Origin of the sequence: Bacillus sp. HMA207 (assembly GCF_003402455.1) — a bacterium.
Lineage (GTDB): Bacteria > Bacillota > Bacilli > Bacillales > Bacillaceae_G > Bacillus_A > Bacillus_A cereus.
Genome location: NZ_BEZT01000001.1, coordinates 2358128 through 2376540, shown reverse-complemented (window position 1 = coordinate 2376540; position 18413 = coordinate 2358128). Strand labels below are relative to the sequence as shown.

The following is an 18413-nucleotide window of genomic DNA, read 5'->3' as shown; positions in this document are numbered from 1 at the left end:
GACAAGAGAAGTTTATGAAGAATTTAACTCGTATTGGGGTACGATCGTTGGAAACTGGAAAAATAATTTGTTCTTTTTGTTCGATGGGGAACTCAAGGGGCACAACTGCCATCCTTATTAGTAAATTGCTTACTATGATGATGAAGGTAATGAAGAATGAAGTTACCAGAAGGGACAGCATGCGAAATAAGAAAAAAGGACTAGCAGTCGTACCTGCCGTCCTTTAATAGGAGAAAAAGTAATCTTGTTTAGAACTACGCATAAACAGAAAATCTGCTTGTAATTAGTTTTACCCTAAATATACGTGTCTATACAAAAAAGGGATAAGTAAAAAATACTTATCCCCGGAAGGGAAATCCCAAGCACCAAAATGGCTCGTATTGGTCTGCAGGTTCAAAAGTAGTATATGTAAAACGAAAAATCTCATACAAAAAGCAGACAACGATTTTGGTTGTCTGCCAGTGAGTTCAATGAGTTAGCTAATTGTGATAATTTGCATCCCCATTGCGAGAAGAGTGAAGCTGCTAGTTCAAACAGCTTGTTGGTATTATTTTCGATTTCTTAAAAAATATACAGAGAAAACAGATAAGTGAAGAACCTACCTGCTTTTGCTGTAACAAAAGAAAGAGGTATTAGCCGTGGAAACGGCGGCTTGAAAATAGTATGTATTTTTGTTTGAAAAATATTCAAGAGGTGAAGAAACATGGAATGTTTAAAAGGTGTTTGTGAAATTAATCAGCTAATTAGTAAAACAAAATAGTTATTTGGGAGAAAGGGAAAATGAATATGAGATGAATTGAAGCTGTTGAAGAATTATTTGAAGTGATGAAAGAATACTTTTGGAAGGGAACATCTTTAAAGGGTGAAGCTAATGATTTTAATATTGTATCTTGGCTAATTGAAGAAGCGATCCGTAAAACAAAATAAAGATTTCATTTTGTAGCAATGGGGAATAGATATGTGTACTTATTGGGGGAAAGTAGATAGGGCAAGAACCGGAACAAAATAAAAGAGCGGCTAGCAAAAGCTAACTGCTCAATACAAGGAGATACAGAGAAGACTACTTTAAATGAATGTTGGCATACAGCCTACATACAGTATTGACCGAATATTTATTTTAAATTCAATTTATTTAAAGTAAACATCCCAACAGATAAAATGGTTGCGCCTGCTACAGAACCTAGCCAGTCTCTCCAGCCTAATGTATTTAAAGATGCATCTGTTAAATCCGTAATTAAGAAGATAGCAAACATTAATACACCAAATGCTAAGCATCCCCAAAATGTTTGCAAATATTTAATCATCTTCTTTCGGAACTTGCTCATATAAATCACCCTTATTAATAATTTATATTTTTATAAATAAATTATCGCATGTGCGAAAATTAAAAGTGCGAAATATGCAATATTACATATTGGAACTCAACAAAATACTCCATTGATAAATACATAGATTGAACGGAGGGGGAACCGTATCGTATGAATCAAATGTCATTTTTTGAAGTCATCGATGTAAAGGAGATGCGCTGACTTGTGGTGAAGGAGCTGAAAAACTACAAAGTATTGTGCGTCTGGATGAAGAATCGAGAAAAATAGGATCAAGCGGAGGGCATCGTTCTTTTCCTAAAATGAAAGGTGACGATAAAAAACATGAGATACGTTTTAAACAAATTGAGCGTACGTTAAAAAATAAAAATTTATAAAGGAAATAGAAAGTAGGATGTTGTATATACAATAATAGGAAACTTTTTGCAAACTAAACATATAATTTTAATAGACCGACAGTCGGTCAGGTGGGAAGGAGAACTTGAATGCGAATTGTAAAGGAGTATGAGGAGCGTAGAAAGGAAATTTTAGAAACAGCTGAGCGTTTGTTTCTTAAGAAAGGTTATACGAAAACAACCGTAAATGACATTTTAAAAGAAATAGGTATAGCAAAGGGGACGTTTTATCATTATTTTAAGTCGAAAGAGGAAGTAATGGATGAAATCATTATGAGGATTATTAAAGAGGATGTCACTAAGGCGAAAAGGATTGTCTCCAATCCCGATATCCCCGTTTTAGATAAGTTATTTAAAATTTTAATGGAACAATCACCAAAATCAGGAGATGTAAAAGAAAAAATGATTGAACAATTCCATCAACCGAATAATGCAGAAATGCATCAGAAAAGTTTAGTGCAATCCATTATACATTTATCTCCTATATTAACGGAAGTTTTAGAGCAAGGAATAGAAGAAGGCATATTTTCTACTCCATACCCACAAGAAACAATTGAATTATTACTCTCTTCAGCACAAGTCATATTTGATGATGGTTTATTCCAGTGGAAACCGGAAGAAATGATAAACAGAGCTAAAGCTTATATCAAAATGATGGAAGCATCTGTCGGAGCGAAAGAGGGATCTTTTGATTATATGATGGAAGTTTTAATTAAACAGAAATAGTGATTTTCTGTTTGAGTATTATCGACCGGCAGTCGGTCTAACTAAATGAAGGATGTGATGAGGATGCCAGCAAGTATTCAATCTTCCTTGAAAGATTTTCACTTAATGGTAAGTGGTCAAATTATTACTATTTTAGGTTCAACACTATTACGTTTTGCACTGTCTTTATATGTGCTAGATATAACAGGACGTGCCGATATATTTGCAGGGTTATATGCCGTAACGAGTATCCCGTTTTTGTTAGCTCCTCTTGGCGGAGCGATAGCAGATCGTTTCAACCGCCGTAATGTAATGGTCATTTTGGATTTTATAAACGCTGCTATTGTATTAAGTTTTATAGTTTTGTTATTAACTGAATCGATATCTATTTTATTGATTGGAACAATTATGTTTTTACTAGCAGTCGTTAGTGCAATGTACGCACCAGTTGTTATGGCAAGTATTCCGCAATTAGTCCCAGAGAAAAAGTTAGAACAAGCGAACGGTATCGTAAATGGTGTGCAAGCATTATCTAATATAGTTGCACCTGTACTAGGAGGACTATTATACGGCATAATCGGTTTGAAAATGCTCGTAATAACAAGTTGTTTTGCTTTCTTTTTATCTGCGATTTTACAAATGTTTATTACAATACCATTTATAAAAAGAATACAGGAAGGCCATATCGTACCGACAATTGTAAAAGATATGAAAGAAGGTTTTCTTTGTGTTTTAAAGCAACCTTTTATTTTGAAGGCTATGTTACTTGCAGCTTTACTAAATTTAATTTTGACACCGTTATTTGTTGTCGGAGGACCTATTATATTACGAGTAACTATGCAGAGTAGCGATATGATGTATGGAATTGGAATGGGATTAATTGATTTTGCAACCATATTAGGGGCATTGTCAATCGGTTTCTTTGCTAAAAAGTTACAGATGAAAACATTATATAATTGGATGCTTATCATAGCTTTATTAGTTATACCAGTGGCACTATCAGTTACACCGTTTACTCTTAATTTAGGATACTATCCACCATTTATCCTCTTTATACTTTCTTCTCTTCTAATCGCAATGATTATGACAATTGTATCCATCTATGTGATTACTGTAGTCCAAAAGAAAACACCAAATGAAAATCTAGGAAAAGTAATGGCAATTATAACAGCGGTATCTCAATGTATGGCACCAATTGGGCAAGTCGTATATGGTTTTATGTTTGAAGGATTCAGTACGAAAATTTATTTACCTATATTAGCTATAAGTTTCATAATGATAATAATAGCGGTGGTGACGAAGAAAATATTAAGAAATGAAGGGAACTAGCTTCATATGCTTAGAGTATTAGCGAAACCCAATCCTAATCAATTCTTTATCATTTATTTCAATTACGAATCTATATTCTTTGTCTAATATCCAGTAATAAAAACTGACTGCATCAACGTCAACTAATGATTGGAATACTTTATCAAGATTTGTACTTACTACAGGGATTTCATAGTTATCCCATATTATAAAAATCTGTTCGTCAAAATCTAGTTGGTTTGCTCTAATAAGGGAAATTAGTTGTTCTTTGTTCGAAGCTATGAATTGGTTATCTATCTGTTCCCAATCTATTCTTCCCGAGACAGTTATAGGAAATGAATTCATTAAAATAATAGCAATCTGCTGGCTTTTTTCTTGGGAGAAAATGAGAGTTTCGTTTCCTAGGGATTCAAGGCATTCACTAAACAAAGGGTTTGTGTCATTGTTGTTTTTGGTTTTCAGTGCTCTTAACTTTTGTCGCAATTTCCATTGTCTTGACGATCTATCATCCATTTTTAACATTCCTTATACAATTATTTAAGAATGAGTATAGCATATAAGGGAAGTCTTTATGAAAAGGAACTTTTTAAATATAAATTAAATAAAAGCGTTATTTGAAAAAAAGCCTTTTAAGGAAAGATAAGAGGCCATCAAAAAATATAACAACATGAAAATTTTATATTATGTATATACAATTTAAAGAGTTAGTGGAAATAATAAAATGTATAAAATTCTTATAAAAAAGCCCTAGGATTAGGGGATCTAGGGCTTCCTCTGTTGGTATATCTCACACGACATTATAAAAAGAAAAGAACTTAATGAAGGTAACACATGAATGTTTCGTAAATGTATCAAAAAAGTGAACAAAAGCGTTATTTTATTAGAAAAGTATGATTGTATGAAATAACATGTATGAAAGAAGAGGCGTTAGCAAAAATATCCCTTAACGAAATCGGCTTTATTTTTCAGCAAAGTAACCTTCTTAAGTGACTCATGTTGTATAGGTAGTAGAGAAAACAGAAAGAGTTCTTTTTATGGAGGACGGAGAAGTTGTTAGTGAAATACAACTAGGCAAGTTTAGGAATGATGATTTAAAAGCGCGAGAAGAGAAATTGTTAAAATGGTTAGCTGTACTCGGATTTTAAAGACAAAAACTCCTATTGAATATAGGAGTTTTTTCTTTGTTTGAAAGTTCGAAAAGATATATAATAATTTTCTGACTATTAATTTATGGAGGGGTATTAATGAAAACTGAAACGTTACACACACAAGAAGACATTTTAAAAATGCTTGATTCATTATTAAGACCTGCAGAACCATTTTGGAATGAGTTTTATGAGAATAGAGAAAAGGATGTTCCGTTTTTTGAAAATGTTCCAGATGAGAATCTAGTTTCGTATATACAAAAAGAGAGAGTTTCAAAAGGGAAGGTATTAGAACTTGGATGTGGTCCAGGTAGAAATGCCATTTATTTAGCAACTCAAGGATTTGATGTAACAGCAGTGGATTTATCTGTAGAAGGCATTAATTGGGCTAAAGAAAGGACATTGGCAAAAGGGGTAGCAATTCATTTTATTTGTGATTCAATTTTTAATTTAGAGGTTCAAAACGAATTTGGTTTTGTATACGATTCGGGCTGTTTGCATCACATTCCACCGCATAGAAGAATAAATTATGTGGATTTAATTAAAAACTCATTAAAATCGGGTGGTTATTTCGGATTAACATGTTTTGCGGCAGGCGATTTAGATGAGCGAAATGGATCGGAAATAACAGATTGGGATGTATATAGAGGATGGAGTCTACAAGGTGGTCTTGCATACTCGGAAGAAAAGTTAAGAGAGATATTTAAAGAATTTGAGGTAATTGAGATTAGAAGGATGAAACAAATGAAACAACCGAAAGAAATGTTTGGAGAATCATTTCTTTGGACAGCATTATTTAAGAAGAAATAATAAAGTAGATAATTGACAAACTCATCGTTTTTATAGACAATACACTTATAGGAATATACGTTCGGTTTTTGGCCGACTTATGTTTTACATAAATATATAACAAGGGGCTGTCTCCATATGAGTAACACAAATCAAAAAATTACTACGTTTTTAATGTTTGAAGGCAAAGCTGAGGAAGCAATGAATTTTTATACGTCGCTATTTGATCAATCGGAAATTGTAAGTATTTCTCGCTACGATGAAAATGGACCTGGTAAAGAGGGAACTGTAATTCATGCAACTTTTACGTTAAATGGCCAAGAGTTTATGTGTATTGATAGTTATGTAAATCATAATTTTACATTCACTCCAGCTATGTCTCTTTATGTAACTTGTGAGACAGAAGAAGAAATTGATACGGTCTTTCATAAACTAGCGCAGGATGGAGCAATTCTTATGCCTTTAGGTTCTTATCCGTTTAGTAAAAAGTTTGGCTGGTTAAATGATAAGTATGGTGTATCTTGGCAGTTAACTCTTGCTGAATAAAAAAGAAAAAGCGTAACTTATTTGTTTAATCGATTTAGTTAAAAGCTTGAAAAATGAAATAACATAAAAAAGCGTTCCAACTGTCAACAGGTTTGGAATGCTTTTTTTATGTGGAAGTGAGTTGTTTAAAAGTTAACAATTCTATAATTAGTTTAAATGAATGGAATAGATGTGTAATTTTTTGTCTTTTTAGAATTTTTTTAGTGATTTTTGCATTTATCTGTTAATGTAAATATAGACAACTATGTATGAACTATTAGGCAGGTTAATAGAAAAAGGAAAGCATTAAGCTTACACATTGAATGCAACTAGATCGTTAGGAGGACTAATCGCAATGGATACTACACAACAAAACAGTAATGCATGGGATAAGAAGGTTGAAGAAGGTTCTAGATACACGCAGCCTGTAAGTAGCGAGGTTATTGAGAAAAGCAAATCAGGTGAATGGGAAATTACAGTCACTACGGAAAAATCAGTTCCTAGAAAGTGGTTTCCAAAGTCATTAGATGGATTAAAGATACTTTGCTTAGCATCAGGTGGCGGACAACAAGCACCTGTTCTAGCTGCTGCTGGAGCAGATGTAACAGTTACTGATATATCTAAGAAGCAATTGGAACAAGATGAAAAGGTAGCAAAACGGGATGGTTTGACTTTAAAAACCGTACAAGGAGATATGTCAGACCTTGGTGACTTTGAGGATGAATATTTTGATATTGTTGTAAATCCTGTCTCTAACTTGTTTGTAAAAGATGTTCATCTTGTATGGAATGAAGTTTCTAGGGTTTTAAAGAATAAAGGTATTCTTATTGCTGGATTTACAAATCCGTTACTATGGATTTTTGATGATAACCAAGAACAAAAAGGTATTCTTGATGTTAAACATTCAATTCCTTCATCAACATTGGATTATTTACCAGAGGATGAAGTTCAAGATTACATCGATTCAAATCAAACAATAGAATATGCGCATACTTTAGAAGACCAAATCCAAGGCCAAATTGAAGCTGGTTTTGCTATAACAGGTTTTTATGAGGATGATTTTGGTGGAACAAGGATATTAGATAAGCATATTAAAACATTTATTGCGACAAAAGCTATAAAGTTAAAGATGGATTAAGAATTTTTGCTTGTCGCACGGGGCGTTAGTCGAAGAACGCTCTTAAAATAGAAAAGGATGGTGCTTTCCATCCTTTTCCTTATGTATTTTGAGTGTCGAAACTATTCTCAAAACAAGTTTTACACTACCAATTGTATAATTAGGTTATGCTTTTATATTAAGAATTTTGCTGACCAAATCTTTTCCCGAGTTTAGCTAACAATTCAGGTTGATCGCTTTGGCTCATTATAACTTCAATAAAGATAAGTTGATTCTTATTAAAAGTTATATTTGTTAAGACTTCTGCTAATTCTGATTCATTTTCTACTTTAAATGTTAGACTTTTTTCTTCTGCCCCAAATACCATTGATAGTTTATTGTAATCCCAAATTTGTATATCATTATAAGGTTGGTTTTGGCCGTGAATGGCACGTTCAACAGTGTATCCGTTGTTATTGATTAAAAATATAATCGGTTTTAAATTATGACGTAGTACAGTTGATAACTCTTGGGCAGTTACTTGGAAAGAACCGTCACCAATAATTAAAATGTTGCGCCGTGATAAATTGGCGAGCTGTGTACCAAGTAGAGCAGGCAGTGTGTAGCCGATAGATCCCCATAACGGTTGTCCTACATATGCAGTGTTATTAGGTAGAGGGATAGCAGCACTACCAAAGAAAGGTGTTCCTTGCTCTACAATTAAGACGTCGTTTTCTTGTAAGAAATGGTACATTTGCTGCCAAAAACGTTTTTGTGTGACCATTTGTGCTTTTGGAATGAACTCTTCAGTAAAAGGTGATGATTCTAAAATAAATGGCTTAACGTCAAGGGTATCTTTATTACGATGCTCAATTGAATCACTTAAATGTTGTAAAACATCCTGCATTACAACTGGACCGTATTTTTTATCTATAATTTTCACAGTGTAGGGATGGATTTCTATAACTTGTTCTTTTGTAAAACCTTGTGTGAAGCCACCTGTAATAGTATCAGTTAACTTCACACCAATACTAATAATACAATCAGATTCATCAATTCTTTTTCGCAAGTACGGAGAACTTACATCACCAGTATAAACCCCTATAAATTGAGGCTGTTTTTCTGGGAATATTCCTTTTCCCATACTTAACGTCGCGATGGGAAACCCAGTTTTTTCTACGAATTGATGTAAATTTTCTTTAGCGTGAAATCGATCTACTTCAAAATCAGCTAAAATAACAGGTTTTTTGGCACTATTTATTTTTGAAATGGCATGTAGAAGCATTTTATTTAATGCTTCTTTATTACTTAAAATAGGTTTATTTATAATAGGTTCTGTCGGTTTATTAATTGGTTTATTATACACATCAATTGGCAAATTAATATGAACCGGGCGTTTTTCATTCCAACATGCACGTAAAACACGGTCAATTTCCTCAGCAGCATGCTCAGGTGTTACATTTGTTTGTGCTATAGTGATTTCTCGATACATATTGGAAAAGTGATCGAACTTTCCATCTCCTAACGTATGATGGACGATTGCTCCATTTTCCATTACTTTTGTTGGTGGCGTACCCGTAATTTTTATAACTGGCACGTTTTCCGCATATGAGCCAGCAATACCGTTAATAGCACTTAATTCTCCAACACCGAAAGTAGTAATAAGAGCAGCGATTCCTTTTATGCGAGCGTACCCATCTGCTGCATATGCAGCATTTAATTCATTACAATTTCCAATCCACTTTAAATTTTCATGTGCTACTACATCATCTAAAAAGGCAAGATTATAATCACCAGGAACGCCAAATATATGTTCAATTCCTAATTCGTGTAGTCTATCCAATAAATATGCACTTATAGTATATTGTTTTTTCAAATGAATCATCTCCTAATTATGCAATGAATGTTTCAATAGACTAAATAAGTTCTAATGCGTTGATTAAAATATTCATTACTAGATTGTGGTATAATTTACATACAGGGGGAAAGTAGATGACACAACATAAAGAAGAACAGATGAATGAGGCATTAGCATTATTTTATTTTGCATATAAAACATTTACTGAAAAGCCAGATGAAATTATAAAAGAATATGGCATTCAACGAGTACATCATCGAATTTTATTTTTTATTGCACGTTTTCCAGGGATAAGTGTAAATGAGTTACTATCACTATTAGAAATAAGTAAACAAGCTCTTCACGGGCCGCTACGTCAACTTGTGGAAAAGGGCTTAATTGAGAGTAATGAAGCTATGCATGATCGACGTGTAAAACAGTTGTCTTTAACAGAAAAAGGTGCAGATTTAGAGAAAAAACTGAGTGATGTACAAAGACAACAAATGGGTGCTATTTTTTCAAAATTTGGTGAATCATGTGAGGACAATTGGCACCAAGTTATGAATGAAATGGCAAATAGCCGATCAGGTTTTGATGCTTGGATATCGAAACGTGAAATACCAGTCGATCAAAAATAATGAAAAAACTTCTGTTTTTATCGTTTGAAAAAGAACAAATTTTATCCATACATTTGGCAACTATGATTTGGTCATAGAGTGAATGGATAAAAAGATACATTACTAGATACTTTATACGTGTACGCAATGGAACAATAAAATTCACATTTCCGAAAGGGGAATTATAATGATAAAACTTGTACTTATTCGTCACGGACAAAGCTTATGGAATCTTGAAAATCGCTTTACTGGATGGACAGATGTTGATCTATCAGAGAATGGATTAAGTGAAGCGAGAGAAGCAGGAGCAATATTAAAGAAAAACGGATATACTTTTGATATGGCTTATACATCTGTATTAAAACGCGCAATTCGGACGTTATGGATTGTACTTCATGAGATGGATCTTACTTGGGTTCCAATACATAAATCTTGGAAGCTAAATGAAAGACATTATGGTGCATTGCAAGGGCTGAATAAAGATGAAACTGCTCAAAAATATGGTGAGGAGCAAGTTCATATTTGGAGAAGAAGTGTTGATGTAAGACCACCGGCTCTTACTGAAGACGATCCTCGATATGAAGCGACCGATCCAAGATATAAAACACTCAAAAAAGGTGAATTTCCATTAACTGAATGTTTAGAGGATACGGAGAAGAGAGTACTTGCTTATTGGCATTCAGAAATTGCGCCGACATTAAAAAGTGGTAATAAAGTAATTATTTCATCACACGGTAACACAATTCGCTCGCTAGTAAAATATTTAGACAACCTTTCAAGTGATGGTGTAGTTTCATTAAATATTCCAACTAGCATTCCGCTTGTTTATGAATTAGACGAAAACTTACGTCCGATTCGTCATTATTATTTAAGTATGGATGGAGAAGTACCTGAAGGGGAAATTCCGAAACATATTTCTTTTTAATACGAAAATTTGAAATGAATGCTTGTCTACATATACAATATAGACTCATGGTAAAGTGAAATTTTAATCAGTGGGGGTCTTATTTCCCACAAATAACAGGATAAAAGACGTGGTACTTTCTAATATATATGCGATGTAGCTAATTTTAGAAGCTTGTCCACGTCTTTTGTCATAAAGAGAGCAGCTTGCGCATGTAATGATATCGTGAGTAGTTTTTGAATGGAGGGTGATGTGATTAATGATCTCTAACATTCGAATTGGCTTATTTGTTTTAGCGATTGTCTTTGTAGTCCTTGTTTTCTTTTATTGGAAAAATGAGGAGTTGTACGAGGAGAAAAAGCAACGTATTAGAAAGACTTGGTATGGTTTGTTTATCATATCTGTCACCGTGTATTTCATGATAAAAGGAATCGATTTAACCCTCTGGAAAAATCTTTTAATGTTTACTGCAATGGTTATTTTTGTTGATATTGCGTTCATTTTAACGCCTAATATTTCAGAAATATGGGGTGCAAAATTTAGCGATATTGGCAAGACAGTTCAATCCATAAAACGATCATTAATTGCATCTAAAGCAAGAGGAGAAATATACACGACAATTATTCAAAATGTTAATCCAGCAGTATTCGGTACGATGGAATGGCATACGGAAGAGGAATATACAAAGAGCTTAAATGCATTTTTAGATTCATATGGGGAAAAGATTGGCGCGAAAATTGTTGTTTTTGAAGCTGCGAAGGAATTAAATACAAACTTTCGTGGTATTCGCTCACAATTTAGTATTATCGTCCCGTTAGAACATATCGAGCAATTGAATGAGCAGAAAGCGGTGCAAGTGGAAAATGTCGGGATTATACCAGCAAAAATAGTAAGTGACGTTTTCATTGTTATTGATGGAAAGAAAAATAACCTGCAAGATCGGGATTTTGAAAATGTATATAATTTAACAATACATCATAGTTATTTTAGTAAATAAGGACAGAATCTTTTTCTGTCCTTTTCTTCTATACATAAATTAAAAACAAAATCCGACAAAGTTGAATAAAATTGGACAATCATTCCTACACTAGCATGTAGAGGTGATTGTAGTGGTAAAAGATTATGACAATGATTTTTTTAAAGAGGATAACGAAGATACAACAGATTTCTCTTTAATAAAAGGGGATACGTTGCAGCAAGTAGAAGAATTAGAAGAAGAATTAAAAAGAAAATCATAAGTGTACACTCTTTCTACATTTGCTATATAATATAAATAAAAGGTTGTATCTTTTTGAAAAGGGGGAGAAGAGATGGCTGAAGTCAATGTACAAAAGTCTTCGTTTTTTAAAGAAAAAAAAGAAGAATCCAATACAGATTTCTCTCTTGTGAAAGGTGCATTAACGGAGAATATAAATCGGTTAGAGAAACTGATGAATAATAGTAGTTCAAAATATATACAGGTGAAAAGAACAAAAGAAAATGCATAGAGCATTTTCTTTTGTTTTTTATTTAATAGTAAACTTATCTTTTACTTTTTTAGGTAAATCTGTTTTCTGAATCTCTTCATAGGACTTTACTTCAATTGATGATATTTCATTGTTGCTATTATCATCTTGATCTACATAAAGGCGTAAAAACGCGTCTTCATTTAATTTATGATTGTTTTCTTTTTTTGTACTTCTAAATGTAATTTGTTTTTTGACGCCATCTTCATCAAATGCGGACAGCGTATAGTTTCGTAAGTTTCTATGATCTACTTTTTCGATAGTTCCTTCGCCTTTTATCTGCATGTAATATACATCTTTACCAATTCTATTTAGTGACGCTCTCTCACAGCCAATAGTAAAACTAAAAAATAATAAACATAGTGTAATAATTGCTAAAAACTTTTTCATTTTCTTTATCTCCTTTAATGTGTTTCTTTAAAAAGTATACGACTATTATTAAATGTGAAAAATCGATATAGCTTACAACGCCCTTACAATGTTGTAAGAGTGTTGTACATAAAATGAACAATAAAAGTTAAAAGAAAGGTAAAATAATGAATCGTGGTATAATGATATGAGACTTACATATTATTTTTTCATTTTGAGAGGAGCTTGAAAAATGTATTCTACTTTAGAACAATTAACAAAGCACCCTGTATTTTATCATTTTGCAGAAATTTCAAAGATTCCTAGAGGATCAGGTAATGAAAAGGAAATTAGTGATTATTTAGTGGGCTTTGCAAAAGAGCGTAACTTAGAAGTCATTCAAGATGAAGCATTAAATGTCATTATTAAAAAAGAAGCAACAGCAGGTTATGAAAATGTACCAGCTATTATTATTCAAGGTCATATGGATATGGTTTGCGAAAAAAATCAAGCAACAGTACATGATTTTGAAAAAGATCCAATTGAATTACGAATCATTGGGGACATGTTATATGCAAATCAAACAACTTTAGGTGCTGATAATGGTATTGCAGTTGCGTATGCATTAGCTTTATTAGATTCAAAAGAAATTCCGCATCCAGCACTTGAAGTCGTTATCACTACTGAAGAAGAAACGACAATGGGCGGGGCTTTTGCTATTGATCCAAATCATTTTGAAGGAAAGATATTTATAAATATTGATTCTGAAGAAGATCATAAATTACTTGTAAGTAGTGCAGGTGGTGCGAAAGCTGTTGAAACAATTCCCGTAATTTGGGATGAAACGCCAGCGAATATGGATGCATACCGTCTATATGTTGGTGGTCTAAAAGGCGGCCATTCTGGTATGGAAATTGATAAACAACGCGGTAATGCGAACAAAGTATTAGGACGAGTATTACGTGATTTATCAGCACATACGGAGTTTTACATAAGTGAAGTTCACGGCGGATTAAAAACGAATGCAATTCCGCGTGAAAGTGTAGCTACAATTTTAATTCGTACAGAAGATGTAGGACAAGTAGAAGAAAAACTAGAATCATGGACACGTGTATTACAAGAAGAAATGCGTGCTGTTGATCCAGATGTTCATGTTACACTGACAAAATTGGATGAAACAGTTGAAAAAGTATTTGCTAAAGAGACACAAAAGCAGCTTATTTCATCATTATTCTTAATTCCAAATGGCATTCAAAGTATGAGCATGGATATTAAAGGCCTTGTAGAAAGCTCAACGAATTTAGGTGTTATTGAAACGTTGCGAGATGAAATTAAATTACGTAACGAAGTGCGAAGTTCTGTAAGTAGTTTAAAACAACATGTTGCAGAAGAAATCAAATATATTGCTGAATTAGTTGGTGCTACATTTGAAATAGAGTCAGAGTATCCAGAATGGCCATACAATCCAAACTCACAAATTCGTAATTTATTTGAAAAAGTACATCAAGAAAAATACAATAAAGAAATTGAAATCTTCGCTGTACATGCGGGGATTGAGTGTAGCGCATTCGTTCAAAAGATGCCTGAATTAGATGCAATTTCATTCGGACCAGACATCTTTAACGTCCACACTCCAGATGAACATATCAGTATCTCTTCTGTAGTGAATAACTGGGGATTCTTCATTGATGTAATGAAGGGTACGAAAGAATTAGCTAAGTAATAACGACGAAATAAAAAGGAGTCTATAAAAATTTATAGGCTCCTTTTTTGTATTGGAATTTATCCCGCTATTTGCCGGGAAGCCCGATGGGTTCAACTAATAATCAGTGGGGGATGAATAAAACCACTACTGATTAAAGTTTTACTTTATGAGAAGTCATTTTTCGTTAGTATGTAATATTAAGCTTGAACAATTAATAAGGATGAATTGTTGATGTTTTTTAGTACTGATGAAGGGGTGGAGAAATGAAGGAAAGAAAGCATTTTATTGTTTGTATGTTTTTATTGTTCTTCACATTTAGTTTTATTGGTGTTCAGAAAATAATAGCAGAAGAAGTTGAATTTTCAGGAACAACAGCTCCATTGAATGTAAATGTTAGAGAGGCAAAAAGTTTAAATGCAAATATTGTAGATGTGATTCCCGGAAATACAAAAGTATCTTTTAAAGGATGGGAGTATGGTGAAGCGGTTAAAGATTACTGGACAGGAAATTTAGATAATCGTTGGTTTTATTATTTTAAAGATGGAAAAAAAGTATATGTAACGTCAGCGTATATTAATGGAAATCCTCCAAATACATCAATAGATCGTAAATTATCTGTACCTAACATATTACAAGAAAGGTCAAATTGGTGTTGGGCAGGCACTTCGGTTTCAGTTTTAAATTATTTTGGGAAAACTCCATCACAAGATCAGTACGTTAGGTATGTTAAGGGTGGATCATATAATAATCCTGCAACTTCACGTGAAATACAATATGGATTATCGGGATATGGTGTTAGCTCAGCTATAAGTTCTGGAGCAAAATCTTATGATTGGTTCAAAAGTCAAATTAATAGTAATCAGCCGATGATTGCACTCATTATGTGGCAAAATGGAGCTAACATCGGACACTTTCTAGTACTTGATGGGTTTTATAAAGGGACAAATGGAACAGATTATATAACATACATGGACCCTTGGTATGGTGATCATTATAATCATAATTTCAGTACGTTCCATAACAATAATAATTTTTGGTGGAGTGAAACTGTTTATAATATCCATGCAAACTAATAATATTAAAAGCGGGGGTTCATAAATGGGAAAACTACTTAAGCTTGTGATACCGTGCATGTGCTTAATGACTGTTATTATTTTTGCTAGTAAAATTAGTTATGCATCAAAAAATAAAAGTGAACCAGTACAATCGATTGCATTAAAAGATTATCAATATAGTAAGGGAGGTTCTTCAGAAAATTTAAGTTTTGAAAAAATAACAACATCTCCATTTTCGTTACCAATCTATGAAACAATTCCAGCACAGCAAATTTTAAATAGCTCTGAATTTAAGTATTTACTATTACCAACAAATGAAAAGCTATGGTTTATTATGAAGGATGAGCAGCCAGAAGGATTGATTGTTGCGAATGATACTGAGCCGATTCGAACGGGCGGAGAAAATAGAAGTAAAGATTTATATGGATTATATAAATCAATAAAAAATAATACAAATGAAACAAAAGATATTATTTATTTCGAATTTGAAGGGCAAGGAATATTGGTAGTAAATCAAAATAATGATCAAGAAATATACCTTAGTAAAGGTGCCGCTGCCATATTAAAACTTCCTGCTGGTCAAAAAGTATTGAGCAGTGAAGTAATACAGAAAATGAAAGAGAGAATTGTAACTGCTTTTGAATAGTTAAATATAAACTGAATAAATATATATATGTATTTAATATGAAATTTCATGTACTGTATTATTTTCGAAAATAATACAGTACATGGTATAAAAAGGATAACAAAAAAAGAGTGTAAGATATTATGAAAAAATGATGATTATAGTAGGAATAGTTGATTCTTACTTATTTTGTATAGAGTTCGATTCAAATTGCACTTCACATTTAAAATATTTAAATAATTCAAACGGAAAAGCTTGACCTTCACACTATGTAAAGGTTTACAGTAAGACAGAAAAGGAGGTTAAGAAATGAAAAAAATAACGAATTTGTGTATGAGTGCTATACTAACCACATCTATTTTCAGTGGTTATGCTCTAGGGAAAGGGATTGAGAAAGTTCAGGCGAAGGAAATTGAAAAAACGCAAAGAAAAGATATGAAGAAAGTAGAGGTACGAAAACAAGTAGGAAAGTATACAATGCCAGATGAAAAAAGCAAACATGAAGGAACATGGCTACAATGGCCTCATGAATTTACATATGGGCAAAAATATCAGCAAGAAGTAGAGCCAATTTGGATTCAAATGACAAATGCTTTAAGCAAAGGCGAAAAAGTTCATATTGTTGCATATGATCAAGAAGAAAAAGAAAGAATTACTGAGGTTTTAATAGATCACGGGGTAAATATGGGAAAAATTGATTTCTTTATCGCACCTACTGACGATGTATGGGCGAGAGATACTGGACCAATTTTTGTTTATGATAATGACAAAAATCTAAAGATATTAGACCCAGGATTTAACGGATGGGGAAAGAAAACACCATATAAGAAAGATGCTCGTCTTCGTGAGAATCTTAGTAAACAGTTAGGAATTGAAAGAATTGATTGGAATAAATTTGTTCTTGAAGGTGGCGCATTTGAATTAGATGGTAATGGAACTGCTTTACTAACTAGAAGTGCTGTAACGAATAAAAATAGAAATGCAAAATTGTCAGAAAAATATATTGAAAAATATATTAGTGACCTTGAGGTAACAAATTTTATTTGGTTAGATGGAGTACCTAACTTAGATATTACTGATTTTCATATTGATGGATTTGCAAAATTCCACGATAAATCTACTATTATAACATTAAACAAAAAAGATTTAGCTGAATGGGGAACGTCTGATAAAGATATTAACAAGTTGTTGCAGGCAAAAGATGCTGAGGGTAATAAGTACAAGTATGTATATCTGCCGCTAAGCAAGAATAATGTTACATTAGAAAACGGAAAGCAACTTGATTATAAAGGTTCATATATTAATTATTATATAGCGAATCAAGTTATCTTAGTACCTAACTATAATGACCCTAATGATAAAATAGCAAATGAGACGATTCAAAAACTTTATCCTGATCGTAAAGTGGTGGGGGTTGATGTAAGAGAGCTTTATAAAAATGGTGGTATGATCCATTGTATTACTCAACAACAACCAATTAATTTAAAATAATATATTTATAGTGTTTAGGGAAGTTTTCTATTTCTTATGAGAACCTGTTTATCTATAGGATAGGTAAAGATGCGATGGCATTTTTACCTATTTTATTTTTTACCCTGCATTAACGGGCAGCTCGAATGATTAAAGTTTCAGTTTATAGGAAAGGTATACTTAACTTATAAACTGAAGAAACCCACCCTTTTTGAAAAAGCTTAATCAAAATGGATGGATTTTCTACATTAAAAGCTATACTTGCTGTTACGGAAGAAACATTGTCTAAAGGTATGTTTTTACCTTTTAAAAGTTCCTGGTACAATTAGTCTTACTAAAATATCTAAATACAATCTATATTTTTTCTTTTAGCAAGCCATACATGCCCATTACCTTCAGAATACAGAATTACCTTAAATAATAAAAGTTCAGCGACTTTTCTGTTTTTATTTGTAAATGAACCACATTATACTTGGTCAATTATTGTGCAACCTTTTCGAATAAATGATTTTCTTTATTTGAAAATAAGGGTGCATCTATAAAACCATAATGATAAACTAAAATACCTAATTCTACTCTAGAATTAATATGCCATTTTTCTTTAATATGATTAATTATCGTTGAAATTCTTCGAGGGGTAACATATATTTTTTTTGAAATTTCTACATCTGTAAATCCTTTTGCTACATAAATAGCCACTTCTAACTCTCTTTCGGTCAACATTCTTTTCATAAAATACGCTCCTTCGAAATGATTTATATAAAAATCAAAAGAAACTATTAAAAGAAATAAAGGTGGAAAATCATATTTAGTTCTTTTAATTTCGCTATTTGCGGACAGTAAGATACCCACCTCAAAATTTAGCTGTGGCAAAGAAGTCGGACTCTCTGTAAATGCCTGCCTGGAGTGGACTAATAATCAGTGGGCATGAATAAAACTCCCATTGATTATTAGTGAACCATATTTTAATAATTTCTCGTATTGTGATACAAGTTTGTAAAAGAAACTATAAATCCATATAATTAGTAATTGTAACTATATTAATTTTACATTACATTA

Annotated in this window: 21 protein-coding genes and 1 pseudogene; 17 read left to right on the top strand and 5 right to left on the bottom strand. The window is 32.6% G+C overall.

The window, feature by feature from the left end:
- Window positions 1–83: 83 nt before the first annotated feature.
- The gene (locus HMAS_RS27940; protein ID WP_003270556.1) at window positions 84–227 is read left to right on the top strand and encodes a hypothetical protein; all 144 of its coding nucleotides are present in this window, start codon (window positions 84–86) and stop codon (window positions 225–227) included.
- 885 nt (window positions 228–1112) lie between these two features.
- Here the strand turns inward: HMAS_RS27940 and HMAS_RS12335 are convergent.
- Window positions 1113–1325, bottom strand: a complete 213-nt coding sequence (locus HMAS_RS12335) for a hypothetical protein (RefSeq protein ID WP_000033159.1) — start codon at window positions 1323–1325, stop codon at window positions 1113–1115.
- Between the two features lie 239 nt (window positions 1326–1564).
- Here HMAS_RS12335 and HMAS_RS27935 point away from each other — a divergent pair, with 239 nt between their 5' ends.
- The 3 genes from HMAS_RS27935 to HMAS_RS12325 all read left to right on the top strand — a co-directional run bounded on the left by HMAS_RS27935 (window position 1565) and on the right by HMAS_RS12325 (window position 3754).
- Window positions 1565–1702, top strand: a complete 138-nt coding sequence (locus HMAS_RS27935) for a hypothetical protein (protein WP_003270555.1) — start codon at window positions 1565–1567, stop codon at window positions 1700–1702.
- Between the two features lie 108 nt (window positions 1703–1810).
- Window positions 1811–2446 (top strand): TetR/AcrR family transcriptional regulator, encoded by a 636-nt coding sequence (locus HMAS_RS12330; protein ID WP_001223576.1) that lies wholly within the window; start codon window positions 1811–1813, stop codon window positions 2444–2446.
- 63 nt (window positions 2447–2509) lie between these two features.
- Window positions 2510–3754 (top strand): MFS transporter, encoded by a 1245-nt coding sequence (locus HMAS_RS12325; RefSeq protein WP_001111728.1) that lies wholly within the window; start codon window positions 2510–2512, stop codon window positions 3752–3754.
- A gap of 18 nt (window positions 3755–3772) precedes the next feature.
- Here HMAS_RS12325 and HMAS_RS12320 read toward each other — a convergent pair whose 3' ends face one another.
- Window positions 3773–4246, bottom strand: a complete 474-nt coding sequence (locus HMAS_RS12320) for a hypothetical protein (protein ID WP_000342724.1) — start codon at window positions 4244–4246, stop codon at window positions 3773–3775.
- A gap of 491 nt (window positions 4247–4737) precedes the next feature.
- Between HMAS_RS12320 and HMAS_RS28405 the strand changes: the two are divergent.
- The 4 genes and pseudogenes from HMAS_RS28405 to HMAS_RS12300 all read left to right on the top strand — a co-directional run.
- Window positions 4738–4878, top strand: a pseudogene (locus HMAS_RS28405) (ABC transporter ATP-binding protein); the annotation flags it as partial.
- 99 nt (window positions 4879–4977) lie between these two features.
- A complete protein-coding gene (locus tag HMAS_RS12310) occupies window positions 4978–5688 on the top strand; it encodes a class I SAM-dependent methyltransferase (protein WP_116344856.1) in 711 nt (236 codons plus the stop codon).
- 117 nt (window positions 5689–5805) lie between these two features.
- Window positions 5806–6213 carry a VOC family protein gene (locus HMAS_RS12305; protein ID WP_000072493.1) on the top strand — a complete coding sequence of 136 codons (408 nt, stop codon included), beginning with the start codon at window positions 5806–5808 and terminating at the stop codon, window positions 6211–6213.
- A 334-nt stretch (window positions 6214–6547) separates the two neighbouring features.
- Complete coding sequence (locus tag HMAS_RS12300; protein ID WP_098906235.1) at window positions 6548–7330, top strand: class I SAM-dependent methyltransferase; 783 nt, start codon at window positions 6548–6550, stop codon at window positions 7328–7330.
- A 157-nt stretch (window positions 7331–7487) separates the two neighbouring features.
- On the opposite strand, the gene HMAS_RS12295 is transcribed toward HMAS_RS12300, so the two are convergent.
- Window positions 7488–9173, bottom strand: a complete 1686-nt coding sequence (locus HMAS_RS12295; protein ID WP_033695152.1) for an alpha-keto acid decarboxylase family protein — start codon at window positions 9171–9173, stop codon at window positions 7488–7490.
- A gap of 107 nt (window positions 9174–9280) precedes the next feature.
- On the opposite strand from HMAS_RS12295, the gene HMAS_RS12290 reads away from it, so the two are divergent.
- The 5 genes from HMAS_RS12290 (at window position 9281) to spoIISB (ending at window position 12133) form a co-directional block, all read left to right on the top strand.
- Entirely contained in the window at window positions 9281–9763 is a 483-nt protein-coding gene (locus HMAS_RS12290; RefSeq protein WP_000191886.1) for a MarR family winged helix-turn-helix transcriptional regulator, read from the top strand.
- A gap of 166 nt (window positions 9764–9929) precedes the next feature.
- Window positions 9930–10667 carry a 2,3-diphosphoglycerate-dependent phosphoglycerate mutase gene (gene gpmA / locus HMAS_RS12285; protein ID WP_000594136.1) on the top strand — a complete coding sequence of 246 codons (738 nt, stop codon included), beginning with the start codon at window positions 9930–9932 and terminating at the stop codon, window positions 10665–10667.
- Between the two features lie 238 nt (window positions 10668–10905).
- The gene (locus HMAS_RS12280; protein WP_000624977.1) at window positions 10906–11643 is read left to right on the top strand and encodes a type II toxin-antitoxin system SpoIISA family toxin; all 738 of its coding nucleotides are present in this window, start codon (window positions 10906–10908) and stop codon (window positions 11641–11643) included.
- A 112-nt stretch (window positions 11644–11755) separates the two neighbouring features.
- Window positions 11756–11884, top strand: a complete 129-nt coding sequence (locus HMAS_RS12275; RefSeq protein WP_000237818.1) for a hypothetical protein — start codon at window positions 11756–11758, stop codon at window positions 11882–11884.
- Window positions 11885–11956: 72 nt separating this feature from the next.
- On the top strand, window positions 11957–12133 hold the full coding sequence (gene spoIISB, locus HMAS_RS12270) for a stage II sporulation protein SB (protein WP_000852629.1): 177 nt from the start codon (window positions 11957–11959) through the stop codon (window positions 12131–12133).
- Window positions 12134–12151: 18 nt separating this feature from the next.
- On the opposite strand, the gene HMAS_RS12265 is transcribed toward spoIISB, so the two are convergent.
- A complete protein-coding gene (locus HMAS_RS12265) occupies window positions 12152–12541 on the bottom strand; it encodes a YxeA family protein (protein ID WP_000713865.1) in 390 nt (129 codons plus the stop codon).
- Window positions 12542–12752: 211 nt separating this feature from the next.
- On the opposite strand from HMAS_RS12265, the gene pepD reads away from it, so the two are divergent.
- The 4 genes from pepD (at window position 12753) to HMAS_RS12245 (ending at window position 17375) form a co-directional block, all read left to right on the top strand.
- Window positions 12753–14222 carry a beta-Ala-His dipeptidase gene (gene pepD, locus HMAS_RS12260; protein WP_000287543.1) on the top strand — a complete coding sequence of 490 codons (1470 nt, stop codon included), beginning with the start codon at window positions 12753–12755 and terminating at the stop codon, window positions 14220–14222.
- Window positions 14223–14467: 245 nt separating this feature from the next.
- Window positions 14468–15277: a papain-like cysteine protease family protein gene (locus HMAS_RS12255; RefSeq protein ID WP_000664543.1), complete on the top strand. Its 810-nt coding sequence runs from the start codon at window positions 14468–14470 to the stop codon at window positions 15275–15277.
- Window positions 15278–15302: 25 nt separating this feature from the next.
- A complete protein-coding gene (locus tag HMAS_RS12250) occupies window positions 15303–15905 on the top strand; it encodes a hypothetical protein (RefSeq protein ID WP_000517265.1) in 603 nt (200 codons plus the stop codon).
- Between the two features lie 288 nt (window positions 15906–16193).
- Window positions 16194–17375: an agmatine deiminase family protein gene (locus HMAS_RS12245; RefSeq protein WP_025709615.1), complete on the top strand. Its 1182-nt coding sequence runs from the start codon at window positions 16194–16196 to the stop codon at window positions 17373–17375.
- Window positions 17376–17834: 459 nt separating this feature from the next.
- On the opposite strand, the gene HMAS_RS12240 is transcribed toward HMAS_RS12245, so the two are convergent.
- On the bottom strand, window positions 17835–18086 hold the full coding sequence (locus HMAS_RS12240; RefSeq protein WP_000827555.1) for a response regulator transcription factor: 252 nt from the start codon (window positions 18084–18086) through the stop codon (window positions 17835–17837).
- Between the last annotated feature and the right edge of the window lie 327 nt (window positions 18087–18413).

What these genes read in the sequence shown, in the direction of transcription:
- HMAS_RS12245 (WP_025709615.1), top strand. Translation starts at nt 16,194, where the DNA reads ATGAAAAAAATAACGAATTTGTGTATGAGTGCTATACTAACCACATCT.
- HMAS_RS27940 (WP_003270556.1), top strand. Translation starts at nt 84, where the DNA reads ATGGGGAACTCAAGGGGCACAACTGCCATCCTTATTAGTAAATTGCTT.
- gpmA (WP_000594136.1), top strand. Translation starts at nt 9,930, where the DNA reads ATGATAAAACTTGTACTTATTCGTCACGGACAAAGCTTATGGAATCTT.
- HMAS_RS12300 (WP_098906235.1), top strand. Translation starts at nt 6,548, where the DNA reads ATGGATACTACACAACAAAACAGTAATGCATGGGATAAGAAGGTTGAA.
- HMAS_RS12280 (WP_000624977.1), top strand. Translation starts at nt 10,906, where the DNA reads ATGATCTCTAACATTCGAATTGGCTTATTTGTTTTAGCGATTGTCTTT.
- HMAS_RS12240 (WP_000827555.1), bottom strand. Translation starts at nt 18,086, where the DNA reads ATGAAAAGAATGTTGACCGAAAGAGAGTTAGAAGTGGCTATTTATGTA.
- spoIISB (WP_000852629.1), top strand. Translation starts at nt 11,957, where the DNA reads ATGGCTGAAGTCAATGTACAAAAGTCTTCGTTTTTTAAAGAAAAAAAA.
- HMAS_RS12325 (WP_001111728.1), top strand. Translation starts at nt 2,510, where the DNA reads ATGCCAGCAAGTATTCAATCTTCCTTGAAAGATTTTCACTTAATGGTA.
- HMAS_RS12305 (WP_000072493.1), top strand. Translation starts at nt 5,806, where the DNA reads ATGAGTAACACAAATCAAAAAATTACTACGTTTTTAATGTTTGAAGGC.
- HMAS_RS12310 (WP_116344856.1), top strand. Translation starts at nt 4,978, where the DNA reads ATGAAAACTGAAACGTTACACACACAAGAAGACATTTTAAAAATGCTT.
- HMAS_RS12330 (WP_001223576.1), top strand. Translation starts at nt 1,811, where the DNA reads ATGCGAATTGTAAAGGAGTATGAGGAGCGTAGAAAGGAAATTTTAGAA.
- HMAS_RS12265 (WP_000713865.1), bottom strand. Translation starts at nt 12,541, where the DNA reads ATGAAAAAGTTTTTAGCAATTATTACACTATGTTTATTATTTTTTAGT.
- pepD (WP_000287543.1), top strand. Translation starts at nt 12,753, where the DNA reads ATGTATTCTACTTTAGAACAATTAACAAAGCACCCTGTATTTTATCAT.
- HMAS_RS12255 (WP_000664543.1), top strand. Translation starts at nt 14,468, where the DNA reads ATGAAGGAAAGAAAGCATTTTATTGTTTGTATGTTTTTATTGTTCTTC.
- HMAS_RS12320 (WP_000342724.1), bottom strand. Translation starts at nt 4,246, where the DNA reads ATGGATGATAGATCGTCAAGACAATGGAAATTGCGACAAAAGTTAAGA.
- HMAS_RS12250 (WP_000517265.1), top strand. Translation starts at nt 15,303, where the DNA reads ATGGGAAAACTACTTAAGCTTGTGATACCGTGCATGTGCTTAATGACT.
- HMAS_RS12295 (WP_033695152.1), bottom strand. Translation starts at nt 9,173, where the DNA reads ATGATTCATTTGAAAAAACAATATACTATAAGTGCATATTTATTGGAT.
- HMAS_RS12290 (WP_000191886.1), top strand. Translation starts at nt 9,281, where the DNA reads ATGACACAACATAAAGAAGAACAGATGAATGAGGCATTAGCATTATTT.
- HMAS_RS12335 (WP_000033159.1), bottom strand. Translation starts at nt 1,325, where the DNA reads ATGAGCAAGTTCCGAAAGAAGATGATTAAATATTTGCAAACATTTTGG.